We start from the raw sequence: 22,653 nt of genomic DNA, 5'->3' as shown, positions 1-22,653 counted from the left end.
GCAAAAATCCGTCGCGCGAACGTGTCGAGTGGTTAGCTGTCGTTCGAGTCGTCGTCACCCGGCGGGCCGGCGTGTGCAGGCGGCCCTTGGCGGTCATCGTCTTCCTCGTCGCCGTCCTCCTCGTCGTCGCTATCGTCCGACGGACCGGCGTGGTCCGGCGGCCCCTGGTCGCCGGACGGACCGGCGTGTGCGGGCGCATTACCCGGGTTGTTCTCGAGGACGAAACTCGCCACCGAGAGTCCGAAGATGTCGTCAGATTCTCCGAGGTTGTTCGAAACGAACAGCGAGACCATGCCGCCGAAGGTCGACGCTTCGTACTCGTTATCCTCGGAATCGGATGCCGGCTCGAGGGTCGCATCCGCCGTTCCGGATGCGCCATCAGCGGTCGCCGTAACGGTCACGTTCACCGTTTCATTTGGGGCCGAAAACGAGGCCGTCCCGTTCTCGTCAGTCACGTTCTCATGTAAGCCCTCGTCGACGTATGAGGCGTTCTCGTCTGTCACCGAAATGTCGATTGTAGCGTTCTCGACTGAGCTATTGTTCGCACTAACAGTAACGGACGCATCGTCGGGCGTGACCTCGACGTCAAGGACCCCGGTTTCATCCGCAACAGCCATTCCGGGCAGTGCAATCACGGACAGTATCATTACGGCGGCAAGCAGCGCCGCCAGACGTTGGTCGTGTCTCATTCCACTCGAGATATTCAAGAAACAACGAATAAACCCCGCCGGCTGTTCCGGTCGTTTGCGAACGGTAATAGCGCCTCGAGAACCGTTTTGAGCGTTTATCGGAGCCGCAGATCGTTCAGAATCGCTCTTCGCTCGCCTACCGCTCAATCGTCGACCCGTTCGGCCAGCGCCGAGGCGCGCTCGCTCGCGCGCTCGAGCACCGTTCCCTCCTCGAGGGTCTGAACCTCCCGATCGCGCATCAGCACCTCGCCGTCACAGACGGTGTGGCGCACGTCAGCCGCCGCGGCCGCGTACGCGAGGTGGCTCACGAGGTCGTGGGCCGGCGTGAGGTGGGGTTTCTCGAGCTCGATCACCGCGAGGTCGGCGGGGGCGCCCGCGGCGAGGCGGCCCGACTCGAGGCCGAGCGCCGCGGCGCTTCCTCGAAACATCATCTCGACGACCGCCTCCGCCGGGACCGCGCTCGCGTCGTCGGCCGCGAGCTTGCCGAGCATGGCCGCGTCGCGGGCTTCGTCGAGCATCGAGAGGTCGTTGTTCGAGGCCGCGCCGTCGGTGCCGAGGCCGACGGTGACGCCGGCGTCGAGCAGGTCCTGAACGGGGGCCATCCCGCTGGCGAGTTTCATGTTCGAGGCGGGGCAGTGGATCACGCTCGCGCCGCTGTCGGCGAGCAGGTCGATTTCGGTTTCGTCGACGTGGACGCCGTGGGCGAGGAAGTCCTCGCTCTCGAGCATCCCCACCTCGAGGGCGTACTCGAGCGGGCGCATCCCGCGTTCTTCGACGATCGGCGAGACCTCCTCGGTCGTCTCGTTCGCGTGGTAGTGGACCGGCACGCCGATGTCGCGGGCCTGGGGGACGAACTCCTCGAGATACGCTTCGCCGACGGTGGTCAGCGAGTGAGGCATAAACGCCGTCGAAATCCGGCCGTCGGCCGCCCCGTCGAACTCCGCGGCAACCTCGAGGCTCTCTTCGGCGTCCGCACGCGCGGCTTCCCCGTCCTTTCCGATGGTAACGATTCCGTGTCCCAGGCGGGCGCGAACGCCGGCCTCCTCCACGACGCCGGCGATTTCGGGAACCTCGAAGTACATGTCCGCGAACGCGGTCGTCCCCGACTTGATCATCTCGAGGACGCCGAGTTCGGTCCCGACGCGGATATCCTCGGCCGTGAGCGCCCCCTCGGCCGGCCAGATATCCTCCCGGAGCCACGTCTCGAGGGGCTTGTCGTCGGCGTACCCCCGCAGCAGCGACATGGCAACGTGGCAGTGACCGTTGACGAACCCCGGCGTGACGAGCGAGTTCGAAGCGTCGAGTCGTTCGTCGGCGTCGCCCGCGAGGTCGGGGGCTATCTCGAGGATCTCACCCGTCTTCCGGTCGACCAGTACGTCCGCGCGTTCGATCGTCAGCTCCGGCAGGAGCAGCCGTCCGCCCGTGATCGCCAGCGTGCTCATGGCTCGAGGTTTCCGCTCCGGGGGCGTCAATCTGCCGTCTCCCGTCGCGGTCTCGGGGCTTCCGGTCCCCCGCGGACGGCTCCACCAGAGCTATTTCCCGACACCTCGTTGCGCCCGGCATGAACCCCGATCGGTCGCTCGCGACCGCCCAGCGCTCGCTTGCAGATTTCGAGGTCGAGTATCCCCTCGAGCCGGCGCTCACCGCCGGCTGTCCCGAGACGAGCACCGACGAGATGCAGTACCCCGTCGGCGTCGACTACGAGTACGACGACGTCGACCCCGCGCTGTTCGACGCGCCCCCGAAATCGGGTCTCGAGCGATGGCAGCCTCTCTTGCCGCCGCTCGCGCCCGAAACGCGCCTGGGCGAGGGAAACACGCCGCTGATCTCGGTGCCGGCGGTCGGCGACTGGCTGGGCCTCGACGAGCTGTACGTCAAAGACGAGAGTCAGAACCCCACCTGGAGCCACAAGGACCGGCTGAACCGGTGTACCGTCAGCGCCGCCGTTCGCGACGGGGCCGCGGGGGTCGTCGCCTCTTCGACCGGAAACCACGGGGCCGCCGCGGCCGCCTACGCCGCTCGCGCCGGCCTCCCCTGCGTCGTCTTCACCGCCTCGCAGACCCCGCCCGCGGTGCAGGCCTTTATCGAGCGCTACGGCGCGACCCTGCTCGCGGTCGACGACATCGAGGCCCGCCAGGACGCGGTCAACCGCCTGGCCGACGAGCACGGTTTTCACGCCGTCAGCTCTCGTACCCAGGTTCACACCGGCCACGCATGGGGGCCGGAGGGGTACAAGACGATCTCCTACGAGCTCTACTCCCAGTTCGGCGGGGCGGTGCCCGGCACGGTCGCGGTTCCCACCTGCTACGCCGAACTCCTGTACGGCGTCTGGAAGGGGTTTCGCGAGCTCGAGTCGCTGGGCGTCGCCGACCGGACACCGACGATCGTCGCCTGCGAACCCGGCGTTCGCGCCCCGCTACGCGAGGCCGTCGCCTCGGGAGCCGAAATCGCTCACGTCGAGTCCGAACCCACCGAGGCGTACTCGATCAAGGCGACCACGAGCAGCGTCCGCGGGCTGGCCGCGATCCGCGAGAGCGACGGGCTCGTCGTCGGCTTCAGCGAACCGGAACTCGAGGAGAGCCACCACCGTCTCGCGCGGAGCGGGCTCTGGCAGGAGGATTCGGGGGCCGCCGGCGTCGCGGGGTTGCAGGCGCTCTGCCGGCAGGCGTCGGCGGACGGCGGAAGCGGCCCCGTAGCGGTGGCCGCCGACGGCGAGCCGGTTTCGAACCCCGCCCTCGAGTCACCCGTCGTCGCGATCGCGACCTCGAGCGGGTTCAAGAACGGCCGGACTCACGAGGCGCCGCGGGTCGACCCCGAGTGGCCGGCGATCGAGGAGGCACTCACGGCCCACGGCGTTCTCGGAGACTGATTCGCGCCCGCCGTTTCAGACGGACGCCGACTCGCAGTCGAGTTCGTCGCCGAGGATCCGGTAGCGGTAGGAGCCGCTGTAGCCGCGCGACCACTTCTCGAGGTAGGGCCGACTCTCACAGAACATCCCGAACAGTTCGAGGGAGAACCCCGGATCGATCTCGGTTTCGACACCCTCGTACAGCACTCGCGATTTGACGTACGGGCCTCGAGTCGGGTGGTCGAGGTACTCCCGGCGGAGGTGACGCCTGACGATCTGATCGGTTCCCTCGAGGTCGAATCGGCGCAGGGTGGCCGGCGGTTCGTCCCCCATTCCTAGGAGACGTTGAGAACGAGGAGTGCCCCTGCACCCAGGACGAGGGCAATCCAGAGGGTGAAGACGATCGCGGCCTGCGTTCCATTCAGTTCGTCGCCGTCGAGGAACTCTCCAACGGACATTAGCCGATCGTTGGCAGCCAGCGGGATTAAGCAGCGAGTGGATTCCCGGCGGCTGGGAATCGACGTGAGAGCTATATCCGAACGGGCCCCGATGACCTCCCGTGACGGACTCTCACCCGGAATCGGCGACCTCCCTCGAGCGGTTTTTCACACCCGCTCGAGGCGACGGGTTTTATTGAGCCGTTCGGTCTATCGAATCGTGTGACTGATCCTCAGGTGACCGGCCGCGGCTGGCTCGCCGTCTCCACCCTCGCCGTTCTCGCAACGATCGCGACGGGGTTCGTCGCGGTGGCCGAGCGCGGAGAGCCCGCGGTGGCGGCCGGCGCCGCTCTCACCGCGCTCGCGGTGGTCGCCCTCTCGGTCGCCGTTCCCGACCGGCTCTCCGCGGCGTGGGCCGAACACCGACTGTACGTCTGGTTCGCGACCGGACTGTTCGGGCTCGGTTCGCTGTTCGGCGCGGTGCTCCTGTTCGCCGGCATCGACCTGACGGAGTTCTTCCTCGAGCTCATCGGCGACGAGCTCGGTATCGAGGACGGGGACGATCCGAGCGAGGAGTTCGAACTCGAGCTCTCGGCGACCTTCTTCATCCTCAACAACACCCCGCCGTTCCTGTTTGCGATCCTCGGCGCGCTCACGCTGGGGGTGTTCACCGCGCTCGTGATGGTGTTCAACGGCGTGCTCGTGGGCAACATCGCGCTCTCGATGGCGGGACTCGCGGGCGTCGGCTTCATCGTCGTCGGCCTCGTCCCCCACGGGATCTTCGAGCTTCCCGCCCTGTTCGTCGCCTCCGGCGTCGGCTTTCGGCTGGTCCACCGGTTCGTCGACCGCATCCGGGGCGCTCGCGAGTCGTTCCTCACGCGAGAGTATCTCGTGCGGACCGGTTGGCTCGTGCTGTTCGCGTGGCTGATCCTGGTCGTCGCGGCGTTCGTCGAGGCCTACGTCACCCCCGCGCTGCTCGAGGCGCTGATCGGCGGGAGCCTCGAGGAAGGGGCGTAAATCCCCCAGCAGGGTCAGGTCAGTAAATTGAATACTTCGGCCCCGGTACCGGAGGGCAGATGCAAACAGTTCGCCGCCTCCCCGCCGGAGTGACCGACGACTCGTTGCGGGTCGCGATCCTCGCCGGCCTCGCAACGGTGCCGTTCACCCTGCTGCTCTCTGAAGGGACGATGACGGTGGATGGTGGCGGATTCGACGTCAGCAGCTCGCTCGCGGGTGAACCCCTGCTGGTAGCCGCGGTGATCGTCGGCTACTACTACAGGGACCGAGAGCCCGGCAGCCGTCGCGCCGGAATCTGGACCGGGCTCGCGGGCTCGATCGCGGTCGTTCTCACCTCCCTGGTCAGCGCCATCACCGCGATCACGTCCGCGTCGCTGCAGACGGCGGCGCTCACGGTCGCGCTGGCGTCGGTTTCCATTCTCCTGGGGGTCGGAATACTCGCGCTGGTGACGATGGTCACGGCGCAGCTCACCGGGTGGGTGACGACGCGGCTCAGCAGCGACCACCGGTTTGCGGCGTCGGCGGATGCCACGGCAGATTCGCGCTGGTGGAACCGTCTCCTCGTCGCCTACGCGCTCGTCGCCCCGGTGGCGCTGGGGAGCCTGGCGGTCGAGCCCGACGGCGGGGTCGCGCTGGCGGCGTTTCTCGGCCTGCTGTTCGCGTTCGTCCCACTGGCGCCACTCACCTTCGTCGCGCTGTTCGTCGACTCGACGGCACCTCGAGAGCCCGAAACGGAGTGGGTCCCGACCGTCTGGGCGTACCTCTGTCCGCCGCTTACCGGCTTCGCGGTCGTCTACGCGGTGGCGTCGCTCGAAGGGGTGTATCGGCCGGGCGGTCCGGCGACGTTCGGGTTCGTCGGCGTTCTCTGGGCGGTCGTCGTCGTATATCTCCTCCAGCGGTACAGACACGCCACCTAGGGAGTCTCTCGGCGCTCGGTTCGGCCCTACCCGCGCACCCACGCCAGCGGCCGCAACACGATCGGCGTGTAGTCCTCGTGGGGGTCGTAGCGGGCGAACGCCAGACTGTTCGACATCACGCTGACGCTCGAGCCGGCCATCGCGAGCCCCGCCAGCGCGGGGTTGAGCAGGCCGAGCGACGCGATGGGGATCAGCGTCGTGTTGTAGATAAAGGCCCAGAACAGGTTCTGGCGAACCTTCGAGATGGTCGCCTCCGAAATCCGGACCGCCTTGAGGACGTCCGCGGGATCGTCGCGCATCAGCGTCACGTCAGCCGATTCGATGGCGACGTCGGTACCGGAGCCGATGGCGACGCCCACCTGCGCGGTCGTCAGCGCGGGCGCATCGTTCACCCCATCGCCAACCATCATCACTCGCTTGCCCGCCGCCTGCAGGTCCTCGACGTGATCGGCCTTGTCCTCGGGGAACACCTCCGCGCGGACGTTGGCCTCGTCGATACCGACGTCGCGGGCGACGGCTTTCGCCGTTCGCTCGTTGTCGCCGGTGAGCATCACGACCTCGAGGCCCCGTTCCCGAAGCGCGGCGACGGTTCGGCGGGCGCTCTCTCTGACCTCGTCGGCCACCGCGAGCACGCCGGCTAACTCGCCGTTGACGGCGACGAGGATCGCCGTCTTGCCGTCGCGCTCGAGCGCGGTAAGCGTCTCCTCGGCGGGCGACGGATCGATTCCAGCCTCCTCGAGCAGTTCCCGGCGGCCGACGAGCACGCTCCCGCGGTCGGTTTCCGCGCGGATGCCGTGGCCGGGGACGTTCTCGAACTCGTGGACCTCGCCGTACTCGACCCCGCGATCCTCGGCGCCCTCGACCACCGCGCGGGCGATCGGGTGTTCGGAACCGGATTCGGCGGCCGCGGCCGCGCCGAGGACGAACTCCGAGACGGGTTCCTCGGAAGCCGCTAGGGCGCCGCCGTCGGGAGCGGTCTCGGTGCCACCGTCGGCGACGACGCCGTCCTCGATGGTCACGACGTCGGTCAGCGTCATCTCGCCGTGGGTCAGGGTCCCGGTCTTGTCGAAGACGACGGTGTCGATGCCGCGGACCTGCTCGAGCACGTCGCCGCCCTTGAACAGCACGCCGTTGGTCGCGCTCAGCGTGGAGCCGACCATCGTTGCCGCCGGCGTCGCGAGCCCCAGCGCGCAGGGGCAGGCGATCAGCAGCGACGAGGCCAGCACGATCACGGAGAACTCGAGGACGGGTACCCCGGCGACGGGGCCACCGCCGACGGGTTCCCAGAGCGGCAGCGCGGAGACGAACGCCTCGAGTTGGGTCGGAAACGCGAACCAGAGGAGCGCCCAGAAGGTGGCGTTTGCGATCACCGCGGGGACGAAGTAGGCGCTCACCTTGTCGACCAGCCGCTGGATCTCGGGCTGGCGCGACTGGGCCTCCTTGACCCGCTCGACGATCTGCTGGATCGCCGTCTCGGAGCCGACCTTGGTGGCCTCGACGAGGAGGACGCCGTTCTCGTTGACCGTCGCCCCGACGACCTCGTCGCCTTCGCGCTTTTCGACCGGTACCGACTCCCCGGTGAGCATCGACTCGTCGACCGCGCTCTGGCCGTCGACGACGACGCCGTCGGTCGGAATTTTCTCGCCCGGTCGGATCTTCAGCACGTCGCCGACCGCGACGTCGGCGAGGGGGACCTGGCGCTCCTCGCCGTCTTCGACGAGGGTTGCTTCGTCCGCCTCCATCTCGAGCAGCTCCCGCAAGGCGTTGCCCGCCCGCGCCTTCGAGCGGACCTCGAGCCAGTTACCCAGCGTGATGAACCAGAGGATGAAGGCGACGGCCTCGAAGTAGAGCCCCTCGCTGGCGATGAGTCCGCCGAGAACGGCCGTGCTGTAGATGTACCCCGCGGCGGTGCCCATCGCGACCAGCGTATCCATGTTCGCCCGCCGGTTGTGCGAGAACGCGCGGTACGCACCGGCGATGAACTCCTTTCCGAGGGTGGCCATCAGAACGGTGGCGAGGACGAACTCGAGCCAGCCCGGCGGGTGAGCGATCGCCATCGGCACCGGCGAGGCGACGTCCGTCGCGCCGAACAGCATATCGACCATCATCGGCACGAACGGCAGCGTCAGCAGGCCGCCGCCGATCACCAGCCGGCGCTGGCGGGAGAGTTCCTTCTCCACTGCGCGCTCGCGCGGACTCTCGCCCTGGGTGTCGTCGGTCTCGTCGCGAACCGGCTCGTAGCCCGCCTCCTCGATAACGGCAGTGAGTTCCTCGAGCGAGACATCCGCCGGATTGTACCGGACCCGCGCCTCGTCGGAGGCGAAGTTCACGTCCGCCTCGATCACGCCGGGGTGGCTCTCGAGCGCCTCCGTCACCGTCCCCGAACAGGTCGAACACGACATCCCCAGCACCGTGATCGTCCGACTCTCGCCCGCCGCCTCGTAGCCCGCGTCCTCGATCGCGTCGTAGATCGCCGCGAGCGACGTCTTCTCGGGGTTGTACGCGACGGTCCCCTCGTCGGTCGCGTAGTTCGCACTCACGTCCTGGACACCCTCGAGTCCGCTAACGGCGTCTTCGACGCTCCCCGAACACGTCGAACACGACATGCCTGTTATCTCGAGGTGCGCCCGTCTGGTCGTCATGTCTGACTGTATGGGCTACAGATTCAAGCGCGTTGTCCTTCAGATTCTTCGATTCGTTCAGCGTGTCGTTTTGAAAGTAAAGTCGAGAGGGGTGAAAGCGACGGAGACCGGTACCCAGAGGTCGGTTACACGAACTGACACTGATGAAAAGACAGTTGCTACTACGCTCCCAATCACGGGTGTATGCGCATCGCCGTTCCCAACAAGGGCCGCCTGCACGAGCCGACGATCGACCTGTTAGAGCGCGCAGGGCTCCACCTCGAGAACGGTGCCGAGCGAAAGCTGTACGCCGAAACGGTCGACCCCGAGGTCACCGTGCTGTTCGCCCGGGCGGCGGACATTCCCGAGTACGTCGCCGACGGCGCCGCCGAGATGGGAATTACCGGACTGGATCAGGTCCACGAGGCCGGCGTCGGCAACGTCGAGGAACTGCTCGACCTCGACTTCGGCAAGTGCCGGCTCGTCCTCGCCGCCCCCGAAGACGGCGAGATCGATACCGTCGCCGATCTCGGCGGGAAAACCGTCGCGACGGAGTTCCCGACCGTCACCCGGAACTTCTTCGCCGACACCGGCATCGACCCCACGATCGTCGAGGTGACGGGCGCGACCGAACTCACGCCCCACGTCGAGATGGCCGACGCAATCGTCGACATTACGAGCACCGGAACCACGCTCAAGGTGAACCGGCTGAAGATCATCGACGAGGTGCTCTCGAGTTCGGTCCGGCTGTTCGCCCGCGAGGACGTTCTCGAGGAGCCGAAGGTCCGGGAGATCCGGACCGCCCTCTCCTCGGTGATCGCCGCTGACGGCAAGCGGTACCTGATGATGAACGTCCCCGCGAGCCGACTCGAGGAGGTCCGCGACGTGATCCCCGGCCTCGGCGGCCCGACGGTGATGGATATCGCCAACAACGGTGAGTCGGGCGGCTCACCGAGCAGTCAGAACGCGGCGCGTTCTGACGACGGCGGCGGCGAGAACGTCGCCGTTCACGCCGTCGTCGACGAACGCGACGTCTTCGAGACGATCACCGAGGTGAAACGCCGCGGCGCGAGCGGAATCCTGGTGACCGAAATCGAACGGCTCGTCGAGTGATCCGGCGGGTCCTGTAGCCGGTCGACAGCAAAATCAGGCGCCAATCTGCGGAGACCGCTACTGGTCGTCAGGATAACAGACTCAGAACCGTGACCAGCAGGAACAACGCGGTGATGATCGTGCCGAGTGCGACGCCGGAAATCGCGAGCGCGCCGACCGCGGACGCGGACAACAGGACCGTGCTAACGGCGGTCGCAGCCGCGTAGTGTGCGCTGTAATCGTTCGCCGACTTCCTCACCGGCTCGCTCCCGTTCGTCGTCTCGAGATACGGCTCGAACATCGCCAGCTGGTCGCTGGGCCAGACGATTCCGCGGGACTTGTTGTACTCGATAATTCCTTCTTTATCGAGTTTCGGGAGATGCGACTGGTAAAGGGCGATATACACGCGCTGGCGCTGCGAAGACGTCAGGTCATCGATGGTTGTCTCGTTCTCCTGTGCTGCCACGTACTCGGCGATGTCTCGCATTTCGACCGCACCGTCCGTCGAGAGGAGGAACGCGATCGCGTCGCGCCTGCGCTGGGTCTGGAGGATGTGAAACACGTCGTCGCGGGAGAGATCGACCGGATCTGGTTCCGCAGAATCGTCGATGGAGGGCGCGGTCACAGTGCCGGTAGGTCTATCGTCGGTGAGAGTCATGGTGCGTAATCCATCAGGGAAACCGGGATAAAATAAACCGGTTTGGTCGTTTCCATGGATTATACAGAATTTTATTCGGTTCGGGAAGAGTGACTGCGTCTGACATTTTTCGACGAACGTAAACGCTGCTTAAGCCTGGGAAATAATCAGTGGATATGATGAGTCACGTGTTGGTGAACTATCAAAGAAAATTCGAACCGAGCGGGGTTCTGTGTGGCGTTTTCCCGGCAACAGTCCACAAAAATCCACATTCAATCACCGTTTCACGGAGACCGTTTCACCGAAACAGTCGTTTTAAATAGATCGTATTGCGGAGGGAAACGGCGATAGTAATCGGCAACCGTTACCGACAGTTGGGCCGGTTAGACGGTTATTACGTTTCGATCCGCTGTACTATGTCGCTCATCCGGGGGCGGTTCCGAGCAGTCGCACGACGTTGAACACGGTAAAGCCGACCAGCGCAGCGACGGTGTAGTAGACGATGGAGATGAGCAGCGTGAGTTTGTAGCCGGTGTCGTAGACGATCAGAATCGCGGTATAGGCGACGCCGAGGGTCACCGGAACGACGACGAGCGGCCCCCACTGCTGGAGGAGAAGCGACGTGAGTCCGAGCGCCGGGGCGACGGTGAACGCGCGTCGCACTCGAACCTCACCGAGAACGTATCTCGCGGCGATGTGAAGGGTGATGCCGTAGAACGCGGTCGCGACCAGAAAGGTCCCGAGATACGCGAGCGGGCCACCCGCGGCCGGATCGATCCCTTCGGCCGTCACCTGTGCTCCGGTGAGGTCCATGCACGACCGTAGGGCCTCCCGCGGTTTGTGCCTGCCGAAACCGGCTCCAGCGGCTGTGGCAGCGCCTCGAGCGCGTCGCGACGAACGGCGAAAAATCGAGCCGCCTACTCGAGGAGACCGAGGTCCTCGAGGCGCGAGACGATCTTGTCGACGGCGTGTTCGGCGTCGACCGGCTTCTTCCCGCCGGTGATCACGAGCTTACCCGACCCGAACAGCAGGGCGACGACCTCGGGGTCGTCGAGTCGGTAGACGAGACCGGGGAACTGTTCGGGTTCGTACTCGATGTTTTCGAGGCCGAGGCCGATCGCGATCGCGTTCAGGTTGAGGTTGCGGCCCAGGTCGGCGCTGGTGACGATGTTCTGCACGACGATCTCGGGGTCCTCGTTCACCTGGATCTGGAGTTCGCGGAGTTTGTCGAAGACGATACGGAGGCTCTCGTGAACGTCGTCGGTACTCTTCGCACCGGTGCAGACGATCTTCCCCGATCGGAAGATCAGCGCGGCGGATTTGGGGTTCTGGGTCCGGTAAACCAGCCCGGGGAACTGCTCGGGATCGTAGTCGGCCCCCTCGAGGTCCATCGCGACGCTCTGCAGATCGAGTTCCTGTCCGATACCGGTCGATGCCACCACGTTTTCGATGTTGATGGTGTCCTTTGGATCCGTCATAAGTCGCTTAAAAAGACGTATTTAAGGTTTATAAAGCTTGGTACCGATGTCTGATCTATCCGGTTTCTAACCACAACTCGCGCGGCGGAATAGACCCGTTCGAACCCTCTCGCCGGCTCGAAGCCGAGTTTCGGCCGATCAAAGTCGACGGCGAAACGGTACGCTCATTGTCCGCCCACCGCGAGAAACGAGTGTGTATCTGCTCGAGTTCGGCGGCGAGGACGACGCGTTCGCAGCCTGTGAGGCGGCCAACGCCGCGACCGGCATCCGTCGGCTCGCTCCCGGTCTCGCAGTCGCCCGCGGGGTGGTTCCCGCGGGCGTTCGCGGACTCGCCTACACCCACCGTGCGAGCGACCTCGTCGGCTACGCCGATGCGAGCATCGAGAGCGCGCGGGCGACCCTCGAGGCCGCGAGCCTCGGCCGCGGGGGGACCGTCGCGGTGCGGGCAACCGACGTCCAGGGCTCGAGCGGCGTCAGTACCGGCGAGGCAGAGCGCGTCCTCGGACAGGTGCTCGTCGACCGCGGTTTCGCCGTCGACCTCGAGAACCCGGACCACGTGCTGCGAGTGGCGTTTTCGGCGGGCGAACTCGAGGAGGGCGGCGAGGTGCTCGAGGCGGCCGACGCCGTAGACACGGTGGTCGGCGAACCGGTCGACGCTTGCGCGCTGGGCTGGCTCGTCGCCGAGAGCGTCAGGGATTTCGGCACCCGGAAACCCACCGACAAACCCTTTTTCCAGCCGGGCAGCATGGACCCGCTGCTCGCCCGCGCGGTGACGAACATCGCCGGTGCGGCACCCGGACGAACGGTGCTCGACCCGATGTGTGGCACCGGCGGCGTCCTCGTCGAGGCCGGCCTGCTCGGTGCGGACGTAATTGGCACCGACGCCCAAGTGAAGATGACTCGCGGAGCACGGGAGAACCTCGAGCACTTCCTCGCTTCCGACGACCCCTCGCCGACCGGCGTTTCACGGGGGGGCTTCGACGTCGCCCGCGGCGACGCGACCCGCCTGCCCGTGCGAGCGGACGCCGTCGACGCCGTCGTCTTCGACGCCCCCTACGGCCGCCAGTCCAAGATCGCGACCCACCGCCTCGAGGATCTGGTCGCCGGCGCGCTCGCCGAGACGCGGCGGGTCGCCTCGCGCGCGGTCGTCGTCGCCAACCGATCCTGGGCCGCCGAGGCCCGAGAAGCGGGCTGGGAGCTCGAGGCGACCTTCGAGCGGCGGGTTCACCGGTCGCTCGTCCGACACGTGCTCGTCCTCGAGTGACAGGGTGGTGATTCTCAGCCCCGAAGCCGCGACAGCCAGCGGTCCGCTATGACCGCGAGGAATCCGGCGGTGATCGCGCCGAGCCAGGCCGCCAGTGCGACCGCGACGTCGGTATCCTCCTGTGAGATTCCGAGCGCGCCCCAGAGGACGAACGCTGCGAGCCAGGTTGCGAGCCCGAACCGCCAGACGTGTGCATACTCGAGGCGGTTCGATCGGAGGACGGCGAGCCCCACCAGAAGGCCGGGAACGAGGGCGAGGAGACTCAACTCGAGCGGGAGGAAGACGGCGTCGACGAAGATGCCGATCAGCGCGGCCGTCGGAACCGCAAGCAGGATCGTACAGCCGGCAATGATGCCGAGTTCCTCGAGTCGGTCCGCGAGTGCCATGCCGGCACCTCAAAGGTGAGCGAAAAGAGCCTGCCGGTTCGCGCTCCCTACTCGTCGACGGCGAGCGCCCGGTTTCGCAACCGCTCGCCCTCCTCGCTGTCGACCTCGAGGGTGGGTACCCCGGTCGGCTTCCCCTCTCCATCGACGGCGACGAACGTGAAACTCGAGGCGGTCGTCTCCTCGCGCTCGCCGGTGCGGGGCTCCTCGCGCCAGGCCCGCAGGGCGACGTGGACGCTCGTCCGTCCGGCGTCGTAGACGTAGGACTCGACGACCGCCGTATCGCCGATCCCGATGGGGCGTTTGAAGTCGAGTTCGTTCACCCGCGCGGTGACGCAGGTTTCGCCCGCGAAGCGCATCGCGGACATCGCGCCGACCTCGTCGAGCCACTTCATCAGATTGCCTCCGTGGAGCGTCTCGTTGTTGTTCGCGTGGTTGGGCTGGACCCGAAAGCGGTTCTCGATGTGGGTTTCGAGCAGCGTTGGCATGGCGAGGGGTCCAACGGACGGCGACTTAACTTCCGGCGCTCACTCGAGTTGCCTCGAGTTGCCGGCGAGCGAACCCGGCCGCGAGAATGACGCTGAGCACCAGAAACGTCACACCGGTCGCTCGGTCGCCGGCAGCGACACCTGGCGAGACCTCTGTCGCGAAAAAGCCGATGAATACCAGTGCGAACGCCGCGAACGCTCCTTTCCAGAGCGACGAGACGACCGACGGGCCGTATCGTCGAAGCACCACCTCGCCGATGAGCGAAGCACTGACGAAAAACCCAAGCAGCGTCCACGGCTCGAGCAGGGAGGCGCTCCCCCCGACGACGATATGCAGCACTCGAACCTGCGGCACGATCACGAACAGCGCCCACAACCGGTCGAACGCCGTGATCCGCGCTGCCATCTACGCGTCCCGACCCAGCTCCGCGAGGAGGTGCGAGACGTGAATCCGGTCGCTCGAGCCCTCTGTCATCTCAAATTCGATATCGGCCGCCAGCCGGTGGATTCGGGCGAGTTCGGCGCCCTGGTAGCGCTTTCGAGCGACCCGGAGAATCGCCTCGAGCACCTCGCCGCCGTCGAGCCCTTCGTCGACGAGCAGGTCGTCCAGCGTCTTGCGGGCGTCGGTGAACTCGCCGGCCTCGGCGTCGTCGAGCATCGACTCGATCTCCTCGTCGCGGCCGACGGAGCCGATGGTCTCGTAGGCCGCCTGCATCGTGATCTCACCCTCCCCCTCGGCGGTGGTCTGGGTCGCCAGGATCGCCCGCCGGAGGTCGCCGTTGGCGTAGCCCGCGATGAACTCGAGGCCGTCCGCCTCGTACTCGACGCCCTCGGATTCGACGATCCGCTCGAGAATGGTGACGGTTTCGGCGCTCGAGGGCGCGCGCAGCGAGACGGGGAAACACCGCGAGCGGATCGGCGGAATGAGCTTCGTCGGCTGGCGCGTGCCGATAATAAACTGGGTCGTCCGGTGGTGTTGTTCCATGATCCGGCGCAGCGCCTGCTGGAAGTCCTCGCGGACGTCCTCGGCGTTGTCGAGCAGGATCGTCTTGTAGTTGCCGGCGACCGGCGAGTAGCTCGCCGACTCCTTGAGGACGTGGTTGATCATGTCCCGCTTCGAGAGCGCAGAGCGCCCCCGCAGGAAGTGCTCGAACCGGGGGTCGTTCTTGATCTCGGTCTTCGTCCGGCCGAAGAAGTCGGCGACGTTGATCTCGATAAAGTCGTTGTCGGGGTCATCGTGGGCCGCTCGCGCGAGCGCCCGCGCTGCCGCGGTTTTCCCGCTGCCGGCCGGCCCCTGTAGAATGAGGTTGATCGGCTCCTCGACCGCCCGCAGGAGGTACGCGCGGGCGTCGTCCTGTGGCAGCTCCTCGAGGGCGGGCGCGTACGTCTCGGTCCACAGCGGCGCGTCCATCGCCGGTCGGTAGGGACGGCGGCGGTAAGAATCGGTCGGTTGGGTCGTCGCTACTCGGCCTCGCTCTGTTGGGTTTCGGGCACCGTTGCCTCGACGCGTTCACCGTCCTCCTCGGCGGCCGTCGCGTTGTCGGGATCGGTCGGATCGCCCTCGAAGAGGACCGCAATCACCGTCGCGTTCTCGGACGGCTCCTCGTCGAGGTCGACGGTGACGTTTTCGTACTGGCCGGGCTCGAGAGCCTCACTGGTGCCGAGGAGGTCGCCGTCCTCCTCGCCGACGCCGACGAAGCCGTCCTCGACGACCGAGGCGTTGACGACGACGGTCGACTCGTTCGCCTCGACGACGTCGACGCTCGCGGGCCCCGCGAACTCGAGGTCGATCGTCGTGAGGGCGCCGTCGTCCTGAGTGTAGACGCCGAGCGTCTGGTTACCGGGGTCGACGCCGGTCGTGTTCGTCTCGAAGCTCACCTCGCGGGTGTCGTCGGGTTCGAGTTCGAGGATCTGGCGCTCGAGGACCTGCCCGCCGAGGCGGAGTTCGACGTGTTGCTGGGCGGCGAACTCGTTCGGATTGCGGATCTCCGCTTCGATCCGGATCGTCTCGTTGGTCGTCGCCGTCGCCGGTGCGCTGATCGACTCGACGAGGAACGAGGTGCTCGTGTCGCCGTCCGCGCGGTCGGTCATCGTGACCGTCGCCGTGTCGCTGACCGGGTAGCCGTCCTCGGTGTACGGGAGATCCTCGTCTCCGTCGGTCTCCTCGTACATGTACGTCTGGTTGCCCGTCGTGTCCTGATGAACAGTTGCGGTTAGCTGGCCGAGTAGATCGAGGTCGTCCTCGGCGCTCTGGTTGATCGTGACGTTCTCGTGTGGCTCCGCCGAGGCGCCAAGATACTCGGAGACGGCGACGGTTTCACCGCTCCCGTCGGTGACGACGACGAAACCGCCATCGGAGACGGAAACCTCGGAGATCGTCACGCTGGTTCCGTCGCTCTGCTGGTCCTCGAACACGATCGACGCCTCCGGCTCCTCGTCGATCTCGGCGCCGAAGATCGTCGGTGCCTGGCCGACGACCACGCCCGCCGCCAGAACGACCAGAACGGCGAGCAGGACGGCGCCGAGCTGTTTGATCGTACCGAACTCGAATCTCGTACTCATCGTGGGGCTCTGCTGGGGCTGTCGCTACGTTAGACGGGCATCGATGTAAAACGTCGTTTTCGTTCCCTCGCTCGAGCCCGCGAGCAGAGCGGAGGTCAGCAACGGTCGCATGCCACAGCGACCGATCCGAAGCCGGTTTAGTCGCGGCACGCGGAGACACTGTCGATGTCATTGCGCGTGACGTTCCTGGGGACCAGCGGGGCCGTTCCGACGACCGAACGGAACCCGAGCAGCGTGTTCGTCGCTCGCGAGGGCGAGGAGTTGCTGTTCGACGCCGGTGAGGGAACCCAGCGCCAGATGATGCGGTTCGCGACCGGCTTTTCGATCACACAGCTGTTCGTCACGCACTGCCACGGGGACCACGTCCTCGGGATTCCCGGCCTGCTCCAGACGATGGACTTCAACGACCGCGAGGCGCCGCTCGCGATCCACACCCCGCGCGGCACGCGCCGACAACTGAAGGGGCTGGTCACCGCCCTCGGAAACCGCCCCTCGTTTCCGGTGCGGATCAACGAAGTCGGCGGCGGCGACGTCGCCTACCGCGCCGAGGAGTACGAGGTCCGCGCGTTCGACACCGACCACGACACCCGTTCGGTCGGCTACGCGCTCGTCGAGGACGACCGGAAAGGGCGGTTCGACCGCGAGCGCGCCGAGGAGCTCGGCGTTCCCGTCGGACCGAAGTTCTCGAGACTCCACGCGGGCGAGGCCGTCGAACTCGAGGACGGCACCGTCGTCCACCCGAACGAGGTCGTCGGTGAACCCCGTCCCGGCCGCTCGCTGGTCTATACGGGAGATACGCGCCCGACCGCGGCGACCGTCGAGGTCGTCGACGAGCCCGACCTGTTGATCCACGACGCGACGTTCGCCGACGACCGGGTCGACCGCGCCGCCCACACCGCCCACGCGACGGCCCGCCAGGCCGCCCGGATCGCCCGCGAAGCAGGTGCGAAGCGGCTCGCGCTGGTGCACCTCTCCTCGCGCTACGCCGGCGACGCGGGCGCCCACCTCGAGGAGGCTCGCGAGGCGTTCGGAGACGAGGTATTCGTCCCGGACGACGGGATGGAACTCGAGATACCGTATCCGAGCGCCGGCAACTGACCCGGGGGGCCGGGAATCCGCGTCGGATTTATACGCGTTCTTACCCTATAGCCCCCCGTGAGCACGCGAACGAGTGCACTCGACGCGGTCGTCTTCGGGGTCGACATCCAGAGCGGCGACGTGCGCGGTGACTCGCCCTCCTACGCTCTCGTCGTCTACGACGGCGACGACGAGGGACTCGAGCGCGACGTCGTCTCCCACCGAAAACTCCGGCGACTGATCCACGGCGCGGAGCCGGCGATCGTCGCCACGGACAACATGTACGAACTCGCGGCCGACAAGGACCAGCTGATCCACTTCCTCGGCTCGCTGCCCGACGAGACGACGCTCGTGCAGGTGACGGGGGCCGAACAGCCCGAGCCCCTCTCACGCGTCGCGAAACGCCACGGCATCCCCTACGCGAAGGAGCCGATGGCGGAAGCCGAGGCGGCAGCTCGTCTGGCGGCACACAACGTCGGCCACGAGGTATCCGCCTTCACGGACACCACGGAGGTCAAGGTCGCCCGTGGCCGTTCGACCGGTAAAGGCGGCTGGAGCGAGGACCGCTACACCCGGCGGATCCACGGCGCGGTCAAGCGCCAGGCGAGAGAGGTCGAATCCGAACTCGAGGCCCACAACCTCGCGTACGAGCGGGAAGTCCGGGAATCCTACGGCGGTTTCGCGAACGCGATCTTCACCGTCGAGGCGCGACCCGCGGACATCCCCGTCTCGAACCGCCGGTCGGGCGACGTCCGGATCGAGATCGAGCGCGAGCGCCGCGACGGCATCGAGTTCCAGCCGCTCGTGAAGCGACGGGACCACGTCGTCGTCGGGATCGATCCCGGCACGACGACCGCCGTCGCCGTCGTCAGCCTCGAGGGCGAGGTCCTGGACGTCTGGAGCTCTCGCACCAGCGACACCGCCGACGTGATCGAGTGGATCGTCGAGCGCGGCCGTCCGGTGATCGTCGCCGCGGACGTGACGCCGATGCCCGAAACGGTCGAGAAGTTCCGCCGGAGCTTCGACGCCGCCGGCTTTACGCCCGAGCGCGATCCCCCGATCGACGAGAAGCAACATCGCACGCGCGAGCACCCCTACGACGACGACCACCAGCGGGACGCGATGGCCGCGGCGCTGTACGCCTTCGACGCCCACGAGGACCAGTTCGAGCGGATCGCCCGCAAACTCCCGCCAGGGGTCGACCGCGACGAGGTGACGGCGCGGGTCGTCTCGAGCGAGGAGAGCGTCGAAGCCGTCCTCCGGGATCTCGCAGAATCCGACGAGAGCGAGGAAGAGGAGACGACCCACCAGCCCCGGGAACTCAGCCCTGAGGAGAAGCGGATCAAGCAACTCGAGCGCCAGGTCGACCGCCTCGAGGGCCACGTCGACACCCTCGAGGGGCGAGTCGACGAGCGCGACGAGGCGATCGAGGACCTCGAGGCAGAGCTCACCGTCACCCGCCAGGAGGAACGCCGAAAAGTCCGCAAGGACCGCGAGGTGACCCGCCTCGAGCGCAAGACGGAGGAACTCGAGCGCGAGCGCGACGAGGCCCGCGAGGCGGTCGCGGACCTCGAGCGGAAGGTCGAGCGGATGAAGGCGCTGTGGAAGCTCGATCACTCGAACTTCAGTGACGTCTCGGCGAAAAAGGAGGGGCTGGTGCCGGTGAAGGTCGTCGAAAAGTTCAGCAAGGGCGCGATCCGCGAGGCCGACGAACAGTACGGAATCGCGAGCGGCGACGTGGTCTACCTGCGCGACGCGAGCGGCGCGGGCCGCTCGACGGCGGAGTTACTCGCTGAGTTCGAACCCCGCGTGGTGTTGAAAAACGGTGGCGGGCTCTCGGAGATCGCCGACGCGATCCTGTTCGATCGCGAGATCCCCGTGGGACCGGCCGACGACGTCGCGATGCAGGAGGTCGACGAACTCGCGGTCGCCCGCGAGGACGACGTCGAGGCTGTGATCGACGACTGGCACGACTGCGCGGCCGAACGGCGGAAGGAGCAGAACGCTTCGATGGTCGACCGCCTCATCAGCGAACACCGAGCAGGTGACAACGAGGCCTGAGCGACGCTCGAGCGATCCGAAATTACGCCATCCCCCACGCCGCCAGCATCCCCGAGACGAGGGCTTTGACGACGAGACCGAGGCCGGCGAGGACGAACGCGAGGCCGGCTGCGACGAGAATATTCGCGTAGGCGATCAACGCGAGGCCGGCGAGGATAACGACCAGACCGACGATCCCGAGCGGCCCGAGGTTCTTGAGCATACCACCGCTGCACAGGCGAACGGAATAAACGCCGTGGTTTCGCCGCCGAATCGGTGCCGAGGGCTCGAGGTCGTCGTTCGGGGAAATCGGTAAAACATTAAACGCCTCGAGACCCAACGTCGGCCCATGAGCGACGACCAGGGTGGTCGGAAGAACCTCCGCATGCCGGACGACGACGAGGTTTTCGCGACCGTCACCAACATGCTCGGGGCGAATCGGGTGAAAGTACGCTGTGCCGACGGGGAAGAGCGCACCGCACGCATCCCCGGGAAGATGCAAAAGCGCATCTGGATCCGCGAGGACGACGTCGTGCTCGTCTCCCCCTGGGACTGGCAGGACGAGAAAGCCGACATCACCTGGCGCTACGAGAAGGCCGACGCCGACCAGCTCCGCCGTGAAGGCCACATTCAGTAGTCGACCGCCCGCTGCGACCCGTTTTTGAACGCTTTCTCCGTCAGTGCCAGCTTCCGACCGCCGTTTCGCCCGAGGTGGCGGTCAGCTAACCAGTCAACTGCTAAATTCTAAAAACCAATCGTTGATATTATGTGGGTCGTTGACAATCATCGAGCAGTGATGCGATGTCAGGAACGGACGACGTGACGGGGTCTGACGACCCGGTCCCCGACGAGTTCGCACAGTCGACGGACGATGGCCCGACGATTTCGTTCTACGGCGGGCGCGGGATGAGCGCGTTTCCGATCCTCTTTTTCATCGTCTGGGCGATCGCCCAGACCGCGCTCTGGCGGATCTCGGACACCGCCGGACTGGTCGCGGGGATGCTCATCGGGCTCATCCTCGGGATGTTCTTCGTCCGTGGCGACTGGAAGGGGTACGCCAATACGATCTTCGAGGGGATGACCCAGCCGGTGGCGGTGACGGCCATCGTCGCCTGGATCTGGGCCGGCATGTTCTCGGAGACCCTGCAGGTCGGCGGCTTCGTCGACGGACTGGTCTGGTTCGCCGACCTCGCCGGCGTCGGTGCGACCCTGTTTCCCGCGCTCACGTTCGTCCTCGCCGCCGTACTCGCGACGGGGATCGGCACCGGCTACGGGACGACGATCGCGTTCGTCGTCCTCTTCTTCCCGGCGGGGATCCTGCTCGGCGCGAACCCCGTCCTGATGTTCGGCGCGATCCTCTCGGGAGCGATCTTCGGAGACAACCTCGCGCCGGTGAGCGACACCACGATCGTCAGCGCCGTCACTCAGGATGCCGACATCGGCGGGGTCGTCGCCTCCCGGTTCAAGTACGCGATCGTCGCCGCGGCGATCGCCTTTCCCGCCTACATCGTCGCGAGCAGCGTCATGCCCGGTCTCGAGGGGATTCCGGGCGACGCCCGCGACATCTTCATCGCCGAGAGCCAGCCGATCGGACTCGTCCACCTCCTCTCGATGGGCGTCGTCATCGTCACCGCGATCAAGGGCCGTCACATCGTCGAGGCGATCTCCTGGGGGATCGTCACCGCGGTCGTGCTGAACCTGGCGCTTGGCCTCTCCGCCGCCAGCGACATCCTCCTGTTCCAGGCGCCGGAGGACGCCCCGCTCGCCCAGGAGTTCGCGTTCCTGCCGATCCTCGAGGTCGTGACCGATCCCGACGCGGTCGGCGTCGGCGGGAGCATCCTCGAGGGTGCCGCCGGCTTCTTCGCGCTGTCGATTCTCGTCCTGTTGATCATCGCCGCCGCCCAGATCATGATCCGCGGCGGCGCCTTCGAGGCGATCCTCGAGTGGTCGCTTGCGAACCTCGCGACGAACGTCCGCAACGCCGAGTTGACGATGGTCGGCTCCTCGGCGCTGATCAACGCCGCGATCACGATCAACACCGCGGCGGAGGTCGCCATCGGGCCGTACATCTCGAAGGTCGGCGAGCGGTTCAACATCAACGGCTACCGCCGGGCGAACATCTTAGACGCCCAGACCGCCGCGCTTGGGTACATCTTCCCATGGTCCGGCGGTGTCCTCGTCGGCTTCACGGCGATGGAGGGTCTCCCCGGCGAGTACGAGTGGTTCGAGCCCGCGATGGTCGTCAACCCCGTCGAGGTCTTCCCGTACGTCTTCCACGGCTGGCTGCTGGTAACGGTGTTCGTCGTCGCGGCGATCACCGGCTTCGGCAGGGAGTACGTTACCGACCGCGAATCGGAGGAGGTGGCCCGCGTATGAGTTTCTTCAAGAAGTACCTCAAAGGCTGGCAGTTCCGGAGCACGACGCCGACGCTCGAACCGGGACAGACGGTGAACGTCTTCGTCGCCCGGTACGATAGCCGCGAGGGCGTCGGCATCGCCCGCATCGGCGATACCGTCCTCGCCGTCGAGGGCGCCGAACCGGCCCACGTCGAGTTGCAGGTCCGCGTTCGCGTCACCGAGTTCGACGAAGAGACTGCGGAGGGACGCGGGGAGTTCCTCGAGGTCGTCGGCGAGAGCTCCTACGCCGGCTGACGGCCGTGACACGCCGGTCGGCCGCGGTGGCGTCCACCGTCGCGTCGCGCGTTCGCGGTTCCAGCGACGCGGCCCAACACTAACGTCGTCGCTCGCGAACGTTCGCCTATGGAACCGGGGGACGCGAAGTACGAACTCGTCCGGGCCGTCGCCGTGCTCTCGGTTCTCGCGCTCATCGGCGTGCTGCTGTACTACCTCCCGCAGCCGGGTTACTCGCGCTCGAGACTCGTCCTGACCGCCCTCATCGCCGGCGGGGCGCTGCTCGGCGCCGTCGGGGTACTGCTCCGAAGGGTGTGGATTACGGCCGCGGGCTGTGCGGTGCTGTTCCTGCTCGGATTCTGGCAGGCCGTTCTGGGCGTGTTCATCTTCCCGGTTATCGGGCTGCTGACGATCGCCGCGTTCGCCGAAGCTGCGAGACGGAACCGCCACTCGGCAGAATGAGCGCCGGTCGC

General features: G+C 66.7%; 25 protein-coding genes. 11 read left to right on the top strand and 14 right to left on the bottom strand.

Annotated features, from left to right (window positions below):
* Positions 1 to 32: 32 nt before the first annotated feature.
* Together AC6I6S_RS09295 and AC6I6S_RS09290 are read right to left on the bottom strand one after the other, a co-directional pair.
* The gene (locus AC6I6S_RS09295) at positions 33 to 455 is read right to left on the bottom strand and encodes a hypothetical protein (protein ID WP_497949661.1); all 423 of its coding nucleotides are present in this window, start codon (positions 453 to 455) and stop codon (positions 33 to 35) included.
* A 377-nt stretch (positions 456 to 832) separates the two neighbouring features.
* On the bottom strand, positions 833 to 2,131 hold the full coding sequence (locus AC6I6S_RS09290) for an amidohydrolase (protein WP_497949660.1): 1,299 nt from the start codon (positions 2,129 to 2,131) through the stop codon (positions 833 to 835).
* A gap of 119 nt (positions 2,132 to 2,250) precedes the next feature.
* Between AC6I6S_RS09290 and AC6I6S_RS09285 the strand changes: the two genes are divergently transcribed.
* Positions 2,251 to 3,558: a threonine synthase gene (locus AC6I6S_RS09285; protein ID WP_497949658.1), complete on the top strand. Its 1,308-nt coding sequence runs from the start codon at positions 2,251 to 2,253 to the stop codon at positions 3,556 to 3,558.
* Positions 3,559 to 3,573: 15 nt separating this feature from the next.
* Here AC6I6S_RS09285 and AC6I6S_RS09280 read toward each other — a convergent pair whose 3' ends face one another.
* Both AC6I6S_RS09280 and AC6I6S_RS09275 read right to left on the bottom strand, forming a co-directional pair.
* Positions 3,574 to 3,870: a hypothetical protein gene (locus tag AC6I6S_RS09280; protein ID WP_497949657.1), complete on the bottom strand. Its 297-nt coding sequence runs from the start codon at positions 3,868 to 3,870 to the stop codon at positions 3,574 to 3,576.
* Between the two features lie 2 nt (positions 3,871 to 3,872).
* Entirely contained in the window at positions 3,873 to 3,995 is a 123-nt protein-coding gene (locus AC6I6S_RS09275; RefSeq protein WP_497949656.1) for a hypothetical protein, read from the bottom strand.
* Between the two features lie 201 nt (positions 3,996 to 4,196).
* Here AC6I6S_RS09275 and AC6I6S_RS09270 point away from each other — a divergent pair, with 201 nt between their 5' ends.
* Together AC6I6S_RS09270 and AC6I6S_RS09265 are read left to right on the top strand one after the other, a co-directional pair.
* Positions 4,197 to 4,991 carry a stage II sporulation protein M gene (locus AC6I6S_RS09270; RefSeq protein ID WP_497949655.1) on the top strand — a complete coding sequence of 265 codons (795 nt, stop codon included), beginning with the start codon at positions 4,197 to 4,199 and terminating at the stop codon, positions 4,989 to 4,991.
* 59 nt (positions 4,992 to 5,050) lie between these two features.
* Positions 5,051 to 5,908 carry a hypothetical protein gene (locus AC6I6S_RS09265; protein WP_497949653.1) on the top strand — a complete coding sequence of 286 codons (858 nt, stop codon included), beginning with the start codon at positions 5,051 to 5,053 and terminating at the stop codon, positions 5,906 to 5,908.
* A 26-nt stretch (positions 5,909 to 5,934) separates the two neighbouring features.
* Here AC6I6S_RS09265 and AC6I6S_RS09260 read toward each other — a convergent pair whose 3' ends face one another.
* Positions 5,935 to 8,550, bottom strand: a complete 2,616-nt coding sequence (locus tag AC6I6S_RS09260) for a heavy metal translocating P-type ATPase (RefSeq protein WP_497949652.1) — start codon at positions 8,548 to 8,550, stop codon at positions 5,935 to 5,937.
* Between the two features lie 183 nt (positions 8,551 to 8,733).
* On the opposite strand from AC6I6S_RS09260, the gene hisG reads away from it, so the two are divergent.
* Positions 8,734 to 9,642, top strand: a complete 909-nt coding sequence (hisG, locus tag AC6I6S_RS09255) for an ATP phosphoribosyltransferase (RefSeq protein ID WP_497949651.1) — start codon at positions 8,734 to 8,736, stop codon at positions 9,640 to 9,642.
* A gap of 67 nt (positions 9,643 to 9,709) precedes the next feature.
* On the opposite strand, the gene AC6I6S_RS09250 is transcribed toward hisG, so the two are convergent.
* The 3 genes from AC6I6S_RS09250 to AC6I6S_RS09240 all read right to left on the bottom strand — a co-directional run bounded on the left by AC6I6S_RS09250 (position 9,710) and on the right by AC6I6S_RS09240 (position 11,736).
* Positions 9,710 to 10,279, bottom strand: coding sequence for a DUF7344 domain-containing protein (locus tag AC6I6S_RS09250; RefSeq protein WP_497949650.1), 570 nt, complete (start codon positions 10,277 to 10,279; stop codon positions 9,710 to 9,712).
* 402 nt (positions 10,280 to 10,681) lie between these two features.
* Positions 10,682 to 11,071, bottom strand: a complete 390-nt coding sequence (locus tag AC6I6S_RS09245; protein WP_497949649.1) for a DUF7473 family protein — start codon at positions 11,069 to 11,071, stop codon at positions 10,682 to 10,684.
* A 104-nt stretch (positions 11,072 to 11,175) separates the two neighbouring features.
* Positions 11,176 to 11,736, bottom strand: coding sequence for a TATA-box-binding protein (locus AC6I6S_RS09240; RefSeq protein WP_006092636.1), 561 nt, complete (start codon positions 11,734 to 11,736; stop codon positions 11,176 to 11,178).
* A 193-nt stretch (positions 11,737 to 11,929) separates the two neighbouring features.
* Here AC6I6S_RS09240 and AC6I6S_RS09235 point away from each other — a divergent pair, with 193 nt between their 5' ends.
* On the top strand, positions 11,930 to 13,000 hold the full coding sequence (locus AC6I6S_RS09235; protein ID WP_497949647.1) for a methyltransferase domain-containing protein: 1,071 nt from the start codon (positions 11,930 to 11,932) through the stop codon (positions 12,998 to 13,000).
* A gap of 14 nt (positions 13,001 to 13,014) precedes the next feature.
* Here AC6I6S_RS09235 and AC6I6S_RS09230 read toward each other — a convergent pair whose 3' ends face one another.
* Genes AC6I6S_RS09230 through AC6I6S_RS09210 form a run of 5 tightly spaced genes read right to left on the bottom strand, consistent with a single transcriptional unit; the run spans position 13,015 to position 16,433 of the window.
* Positions 13,015 to 13,386, bottom strand: a complete 372-nt coding sequence (locus AC6I6S_RS09230; protein WP_497949646.1) for a hypothetical protein — start codon at positions 13,384 to 13,386, stop codon at positions 13,015 to 13,017.
* A 47-nt stretch (positions 13,387 to 13,433) separates the two neighbouring features.
* Positions 13,434 to 13,871, bottom strand: a complete 438-nt coding sequence (locus AC6I6S_RS09225; protein ID WP_497949645.1) for an acyl-CoA thioesterase — start codon at positions 13,869 to 13,871, stop codon at positions 13,434 to 13,436.
* 25 nt (positions 13,872 to 13,896) lie between these two features.
* Positions 13,897 to 14,277, bottom strand: coding sequence for a hypothetical protein (locus AC6I6S_RS09220; protein ID WP_497949643.1), 381 nt, complete (start codon positions 14,275 to 14,277; stop codon positions 13,897 to 13,899).
* Positions 14,278 to 15,282 carry an AAA family ATPase gene (locus AC6I6S_RS09215; RefSeq protein ID WP_497949642.1) on the bottom strand — a complete coding sequence of 335 codons (1,005 nt, stop codon included), beginning with the start codon at positions 15,280 to 15,282 and terminating at the stop codon, positions 14,278 to 14,280.
* 50 nt (positions 15,283 to 15,332) lie between these two features.
* On the bottom strand, positions 15,333 to 16,433 hold the full coding sequence (locus AC6I6S_RS09210) for a DUF7282 domain-containing protein (RefSeq protein WP_497949641.1): 1,101 nt from the start codon (positions 16,431 to 16,433) through the stop codon (positions 15,333 to 15,335).
* A gap of 165 nt (positions 16,434 to 16,598) precedes the next feature.
* Between AC6I6S_RS09210 and rnz the strand changes: the two genes are divergently transcribed.
* Positions 16,599 to 17,531 carry a ribonuclease Z gene (gene rnz / locus AC6I6S_RS09205; RefSeq protein ID WP_497949639.1) on the top strand — a complete coding sequence of 311 codons (933 nt, stop codon included), beginning with the start codon at positions 16,599 to 16,601 and terminating at the stop codon, positions 17,529 to 17,531.
* Between the two features lie 57 nt (positions 17,532 to 17,588).
* Complete coding sequence (locus tag AC6I6S_RS09200; RefSeq protein WP_497949638.1) at positions 17,589 to 19,571, top strand: DUF460 domain-containing protein; 1,983 nt, start codon at positions 17,589 to 17,591, stop codon at positions 19,569 to 19,571.
* 22 nt (positions 19,572 to 19,593) lie between these two features.
* On the opposite strand, the gene AC6I6S_RS09195 is transcribed toward AC6I6S_RS09200, so the two are convergent.
* Positions 19,594 to 19,773, bottom strand: a complete 180-nt coding sequence (locus AC6I6S_RS09195; protein ID WP_497949636.1) for a DUF7470 family protein — start codon at positions 19,771 to 19,773, stop codon at positions 19,594 to 19,596.
* Positions 19,774 to 19,899: 126 nt separating this feature from the next.
* Between AC6I6S_RS09195 and eif1A the strand changes: the two genes are divergently transcribed.
* From eif1A to AC6I6S_RS09175, 4 genes are all read left to right on the top strand, one after another.
* On the top strand, positions 19,900 to 20,187 hold the full coding sequence (gene eif1A / locus AC6I6S_RS09190) for a translation initiation factor eIF-1A (RefSeq protein ID WP_497949635.1): 288 nt from the start codon (positions 19,900 to 19,902) through the stop codon (positions 20,185 to 20,187).
* Positions 20,188 to 20,351: 164 nt separating this feature from the next.
* The gene (locus tag AC6I6S_RS09185; RefSeq protein ID WP_497949634.1) at positions 20,352 to 21,926 is read left to right on the top strand and encodes a Na+/H+ antiporter NhaC family protein; all 1,575 of its coding nucleotides are present in this window, start codon (positions 20,352 to 20,354) and stop codon (positions 21,924 to 21,926) included.
* A complete protein-coding gene (locus AC6I6S_RS09180) occupies positions 21,923 to 22,201 on the top strand; it encodes a DUF7513 family protein (RefSeq protein WP_497949633.1) in 279 nt (92 codons plus the stop codon). The genes AC6I6S_RS09185 and AC6I6S_RS09180 overlap by 4 nt, the downstream gene beginning before the upstream one ends.
* Before the next feature lie 108 nt (positions 22,202 to 22,309).
* Complete coding sequence (locus AC6I6S_RS09175) at positions 22,310 to 22,642, top strand: hypothetical protein (RefSeq protein ID WP_497949631.1); 333 nt, start codon at positions 22,310 to 22,312, stop codon at positions 22,640 to 22,642.
* Positions 22,643 to 22,653: the final 11 nt, after the last annotated feature.

It is taken from the genome of Natrononativus sp. DTA114, assembly GCF_059736515.1.
This window is presented reverse-complemented; position numbering and strand designations above follow the sequence as displayed.

Bases quoted from the DNA above. Each gene is read 5' to 3' on its own strand.
- AC6I6S_RS09290 (WP_497949660.1), bottom strand. From the start codon at position 2,131: ATGAGCACGCTGGCGATCACGGGCGGACGGCTGCTCCTGCCGGAGCTG.
- AC6I6S_RS09225 (WP_497949645.1), bottom strand. From the start codon at position 13,871: ATGCCAACGCTGCTCGAAACCCACATCGAGAACCGCTTTCGGGTCCAG.
- AC6I6S_RS09265 (WP_497949653.1), top strand. From the start codon at position 5,051: ATGCAAACAGTTCGCCGCCTCCCCGCCGGAGTGACCGACGACTCGTTG.
- AC6I6S_RS09285 (WP_497949658.1), top strand. From the start codon at position 2,251: ATGAACCCCGATCGGTCGCTCGCGACCGCCCAGCGCTCGCTTGCAGAT.
- AC6I6S_RS09250 (WP_497949650.1), bottom strand. From the start codon at position 10,279: ATGACTCTCACCGACGATAGACCTACCGGCACTGTGACCGCGCCCTCC.
- AC6I6S_RS09280 (WP_497949657.1), bottom strand. From the start codon at position 3,870: ATGGGGGACGAACCGCCGGCCACCCTGCGCCGATTCGACCTCGAGGGA.
- AC6I6S_RS09215 (WP_497949642.1), bottom strand. From the start codon at position 15,282: ATGGACGCGCCGCTGTGGACCGAGACGTACGCGCCCGCCCTCGAGGAG.
- AC6I6S_RS09195 (WP_497949636.1), bottom strand. From the start codon at position 19,773: ATGCTCAAGAACCTCGGGCCGCTCGGGATCGTCGGTCTGGTCGTTATC.
- AC6I6S_RS09185 (WP_497949634.1), top strand. From the start codon at position 20,352: ATGTCAGGAACGGACGACGTGACGGGGTCTGACGACCCGGTCCCCGAC.
- AC6I6S_RS09230 (WP_497949646.1), bottom strand. From the start codon at position 13,386: ATGGCACTCGCGGACCGACTCGAGGAACTCGGCATCATTGCCGGCTGT.
- eif1A (WP_497949635.1), top strand. From the start codon at position 19,900: ATGAGCGACGACCAGGGTGGTCGGAAGAACCTCCGCATGCCGGACGAC.
- AC6I6S_RS09260 (WP_497949652.1), bottom strand. From the start codon at position 8,550: ATGACGACCAGACGGGCGCACCTCGAGATAACAGGCATGTCGTGTTCG.
- rnz (WP_497949639.1), top strand. From the start codon at position 16,599: ATGTCATTGCGCGTGACGTTCCTGGGGACCAGCGGGGCCGTTCCGACG.
- AC6I6S_RS09275 (WP_497949656.1), bottom strand. From the start codon at position 3,995: ATGTCCGTTGGAGAGTTCCTCGACGGCGACGAACTGAATGGAACGCAG.
- hisG (WP_497949651.1), top strand. From the start codon at position 8,734: ATGCGCATCGCCGTTCCCAACAAGGGCCGCCTGCACGAGCCGACGATC.
- AC6I6S_RS09210 (WP_497949641.1), bottom strand. From the start codon at position 16,433: ATGAGTACGAGATTCGAGTTCGGTACGATCAAACAGCTCGGCGCCGTC.
- AC6I6S_RS09180 (WP_497949633.1), top strand. From the start codon at position 21,923: ATGAGTTTCTTCAAGAAGTACCTCAAAGGCTGGCAGTTCCGGAGCACG.
- AC6I6S_RS09175 (WP_497949631.1), top strand. From the start codon at position 22,310: ATGGAACCGGGGGACGCGAAGTACGAACTCGTCCGGGCCGTCGCCGTG.
- AC6I6S_RS09245 (WP_497949649.1), bottom strand. From the start codon at position 11,071: ATGGACCTCACCGGAGCACAGGTGACGGCCGAAGGGATCGATCCGGCC.
- AC6I6S_RS09220 (WP_497949643.1), bottom strand. From the start codon at position 14,277: ATGGCAGCGCGGATCACGGCGTTCGACCGGTTGTGGGCGCTGTTCGTG.
- AC6I6S_RS09240 (WP_006092636.1), bottom strand. From the start codon at position 11,736: ATGACGGATCCAAAGGACACCATCAACATCGAAAACGTGGTGGCATCG.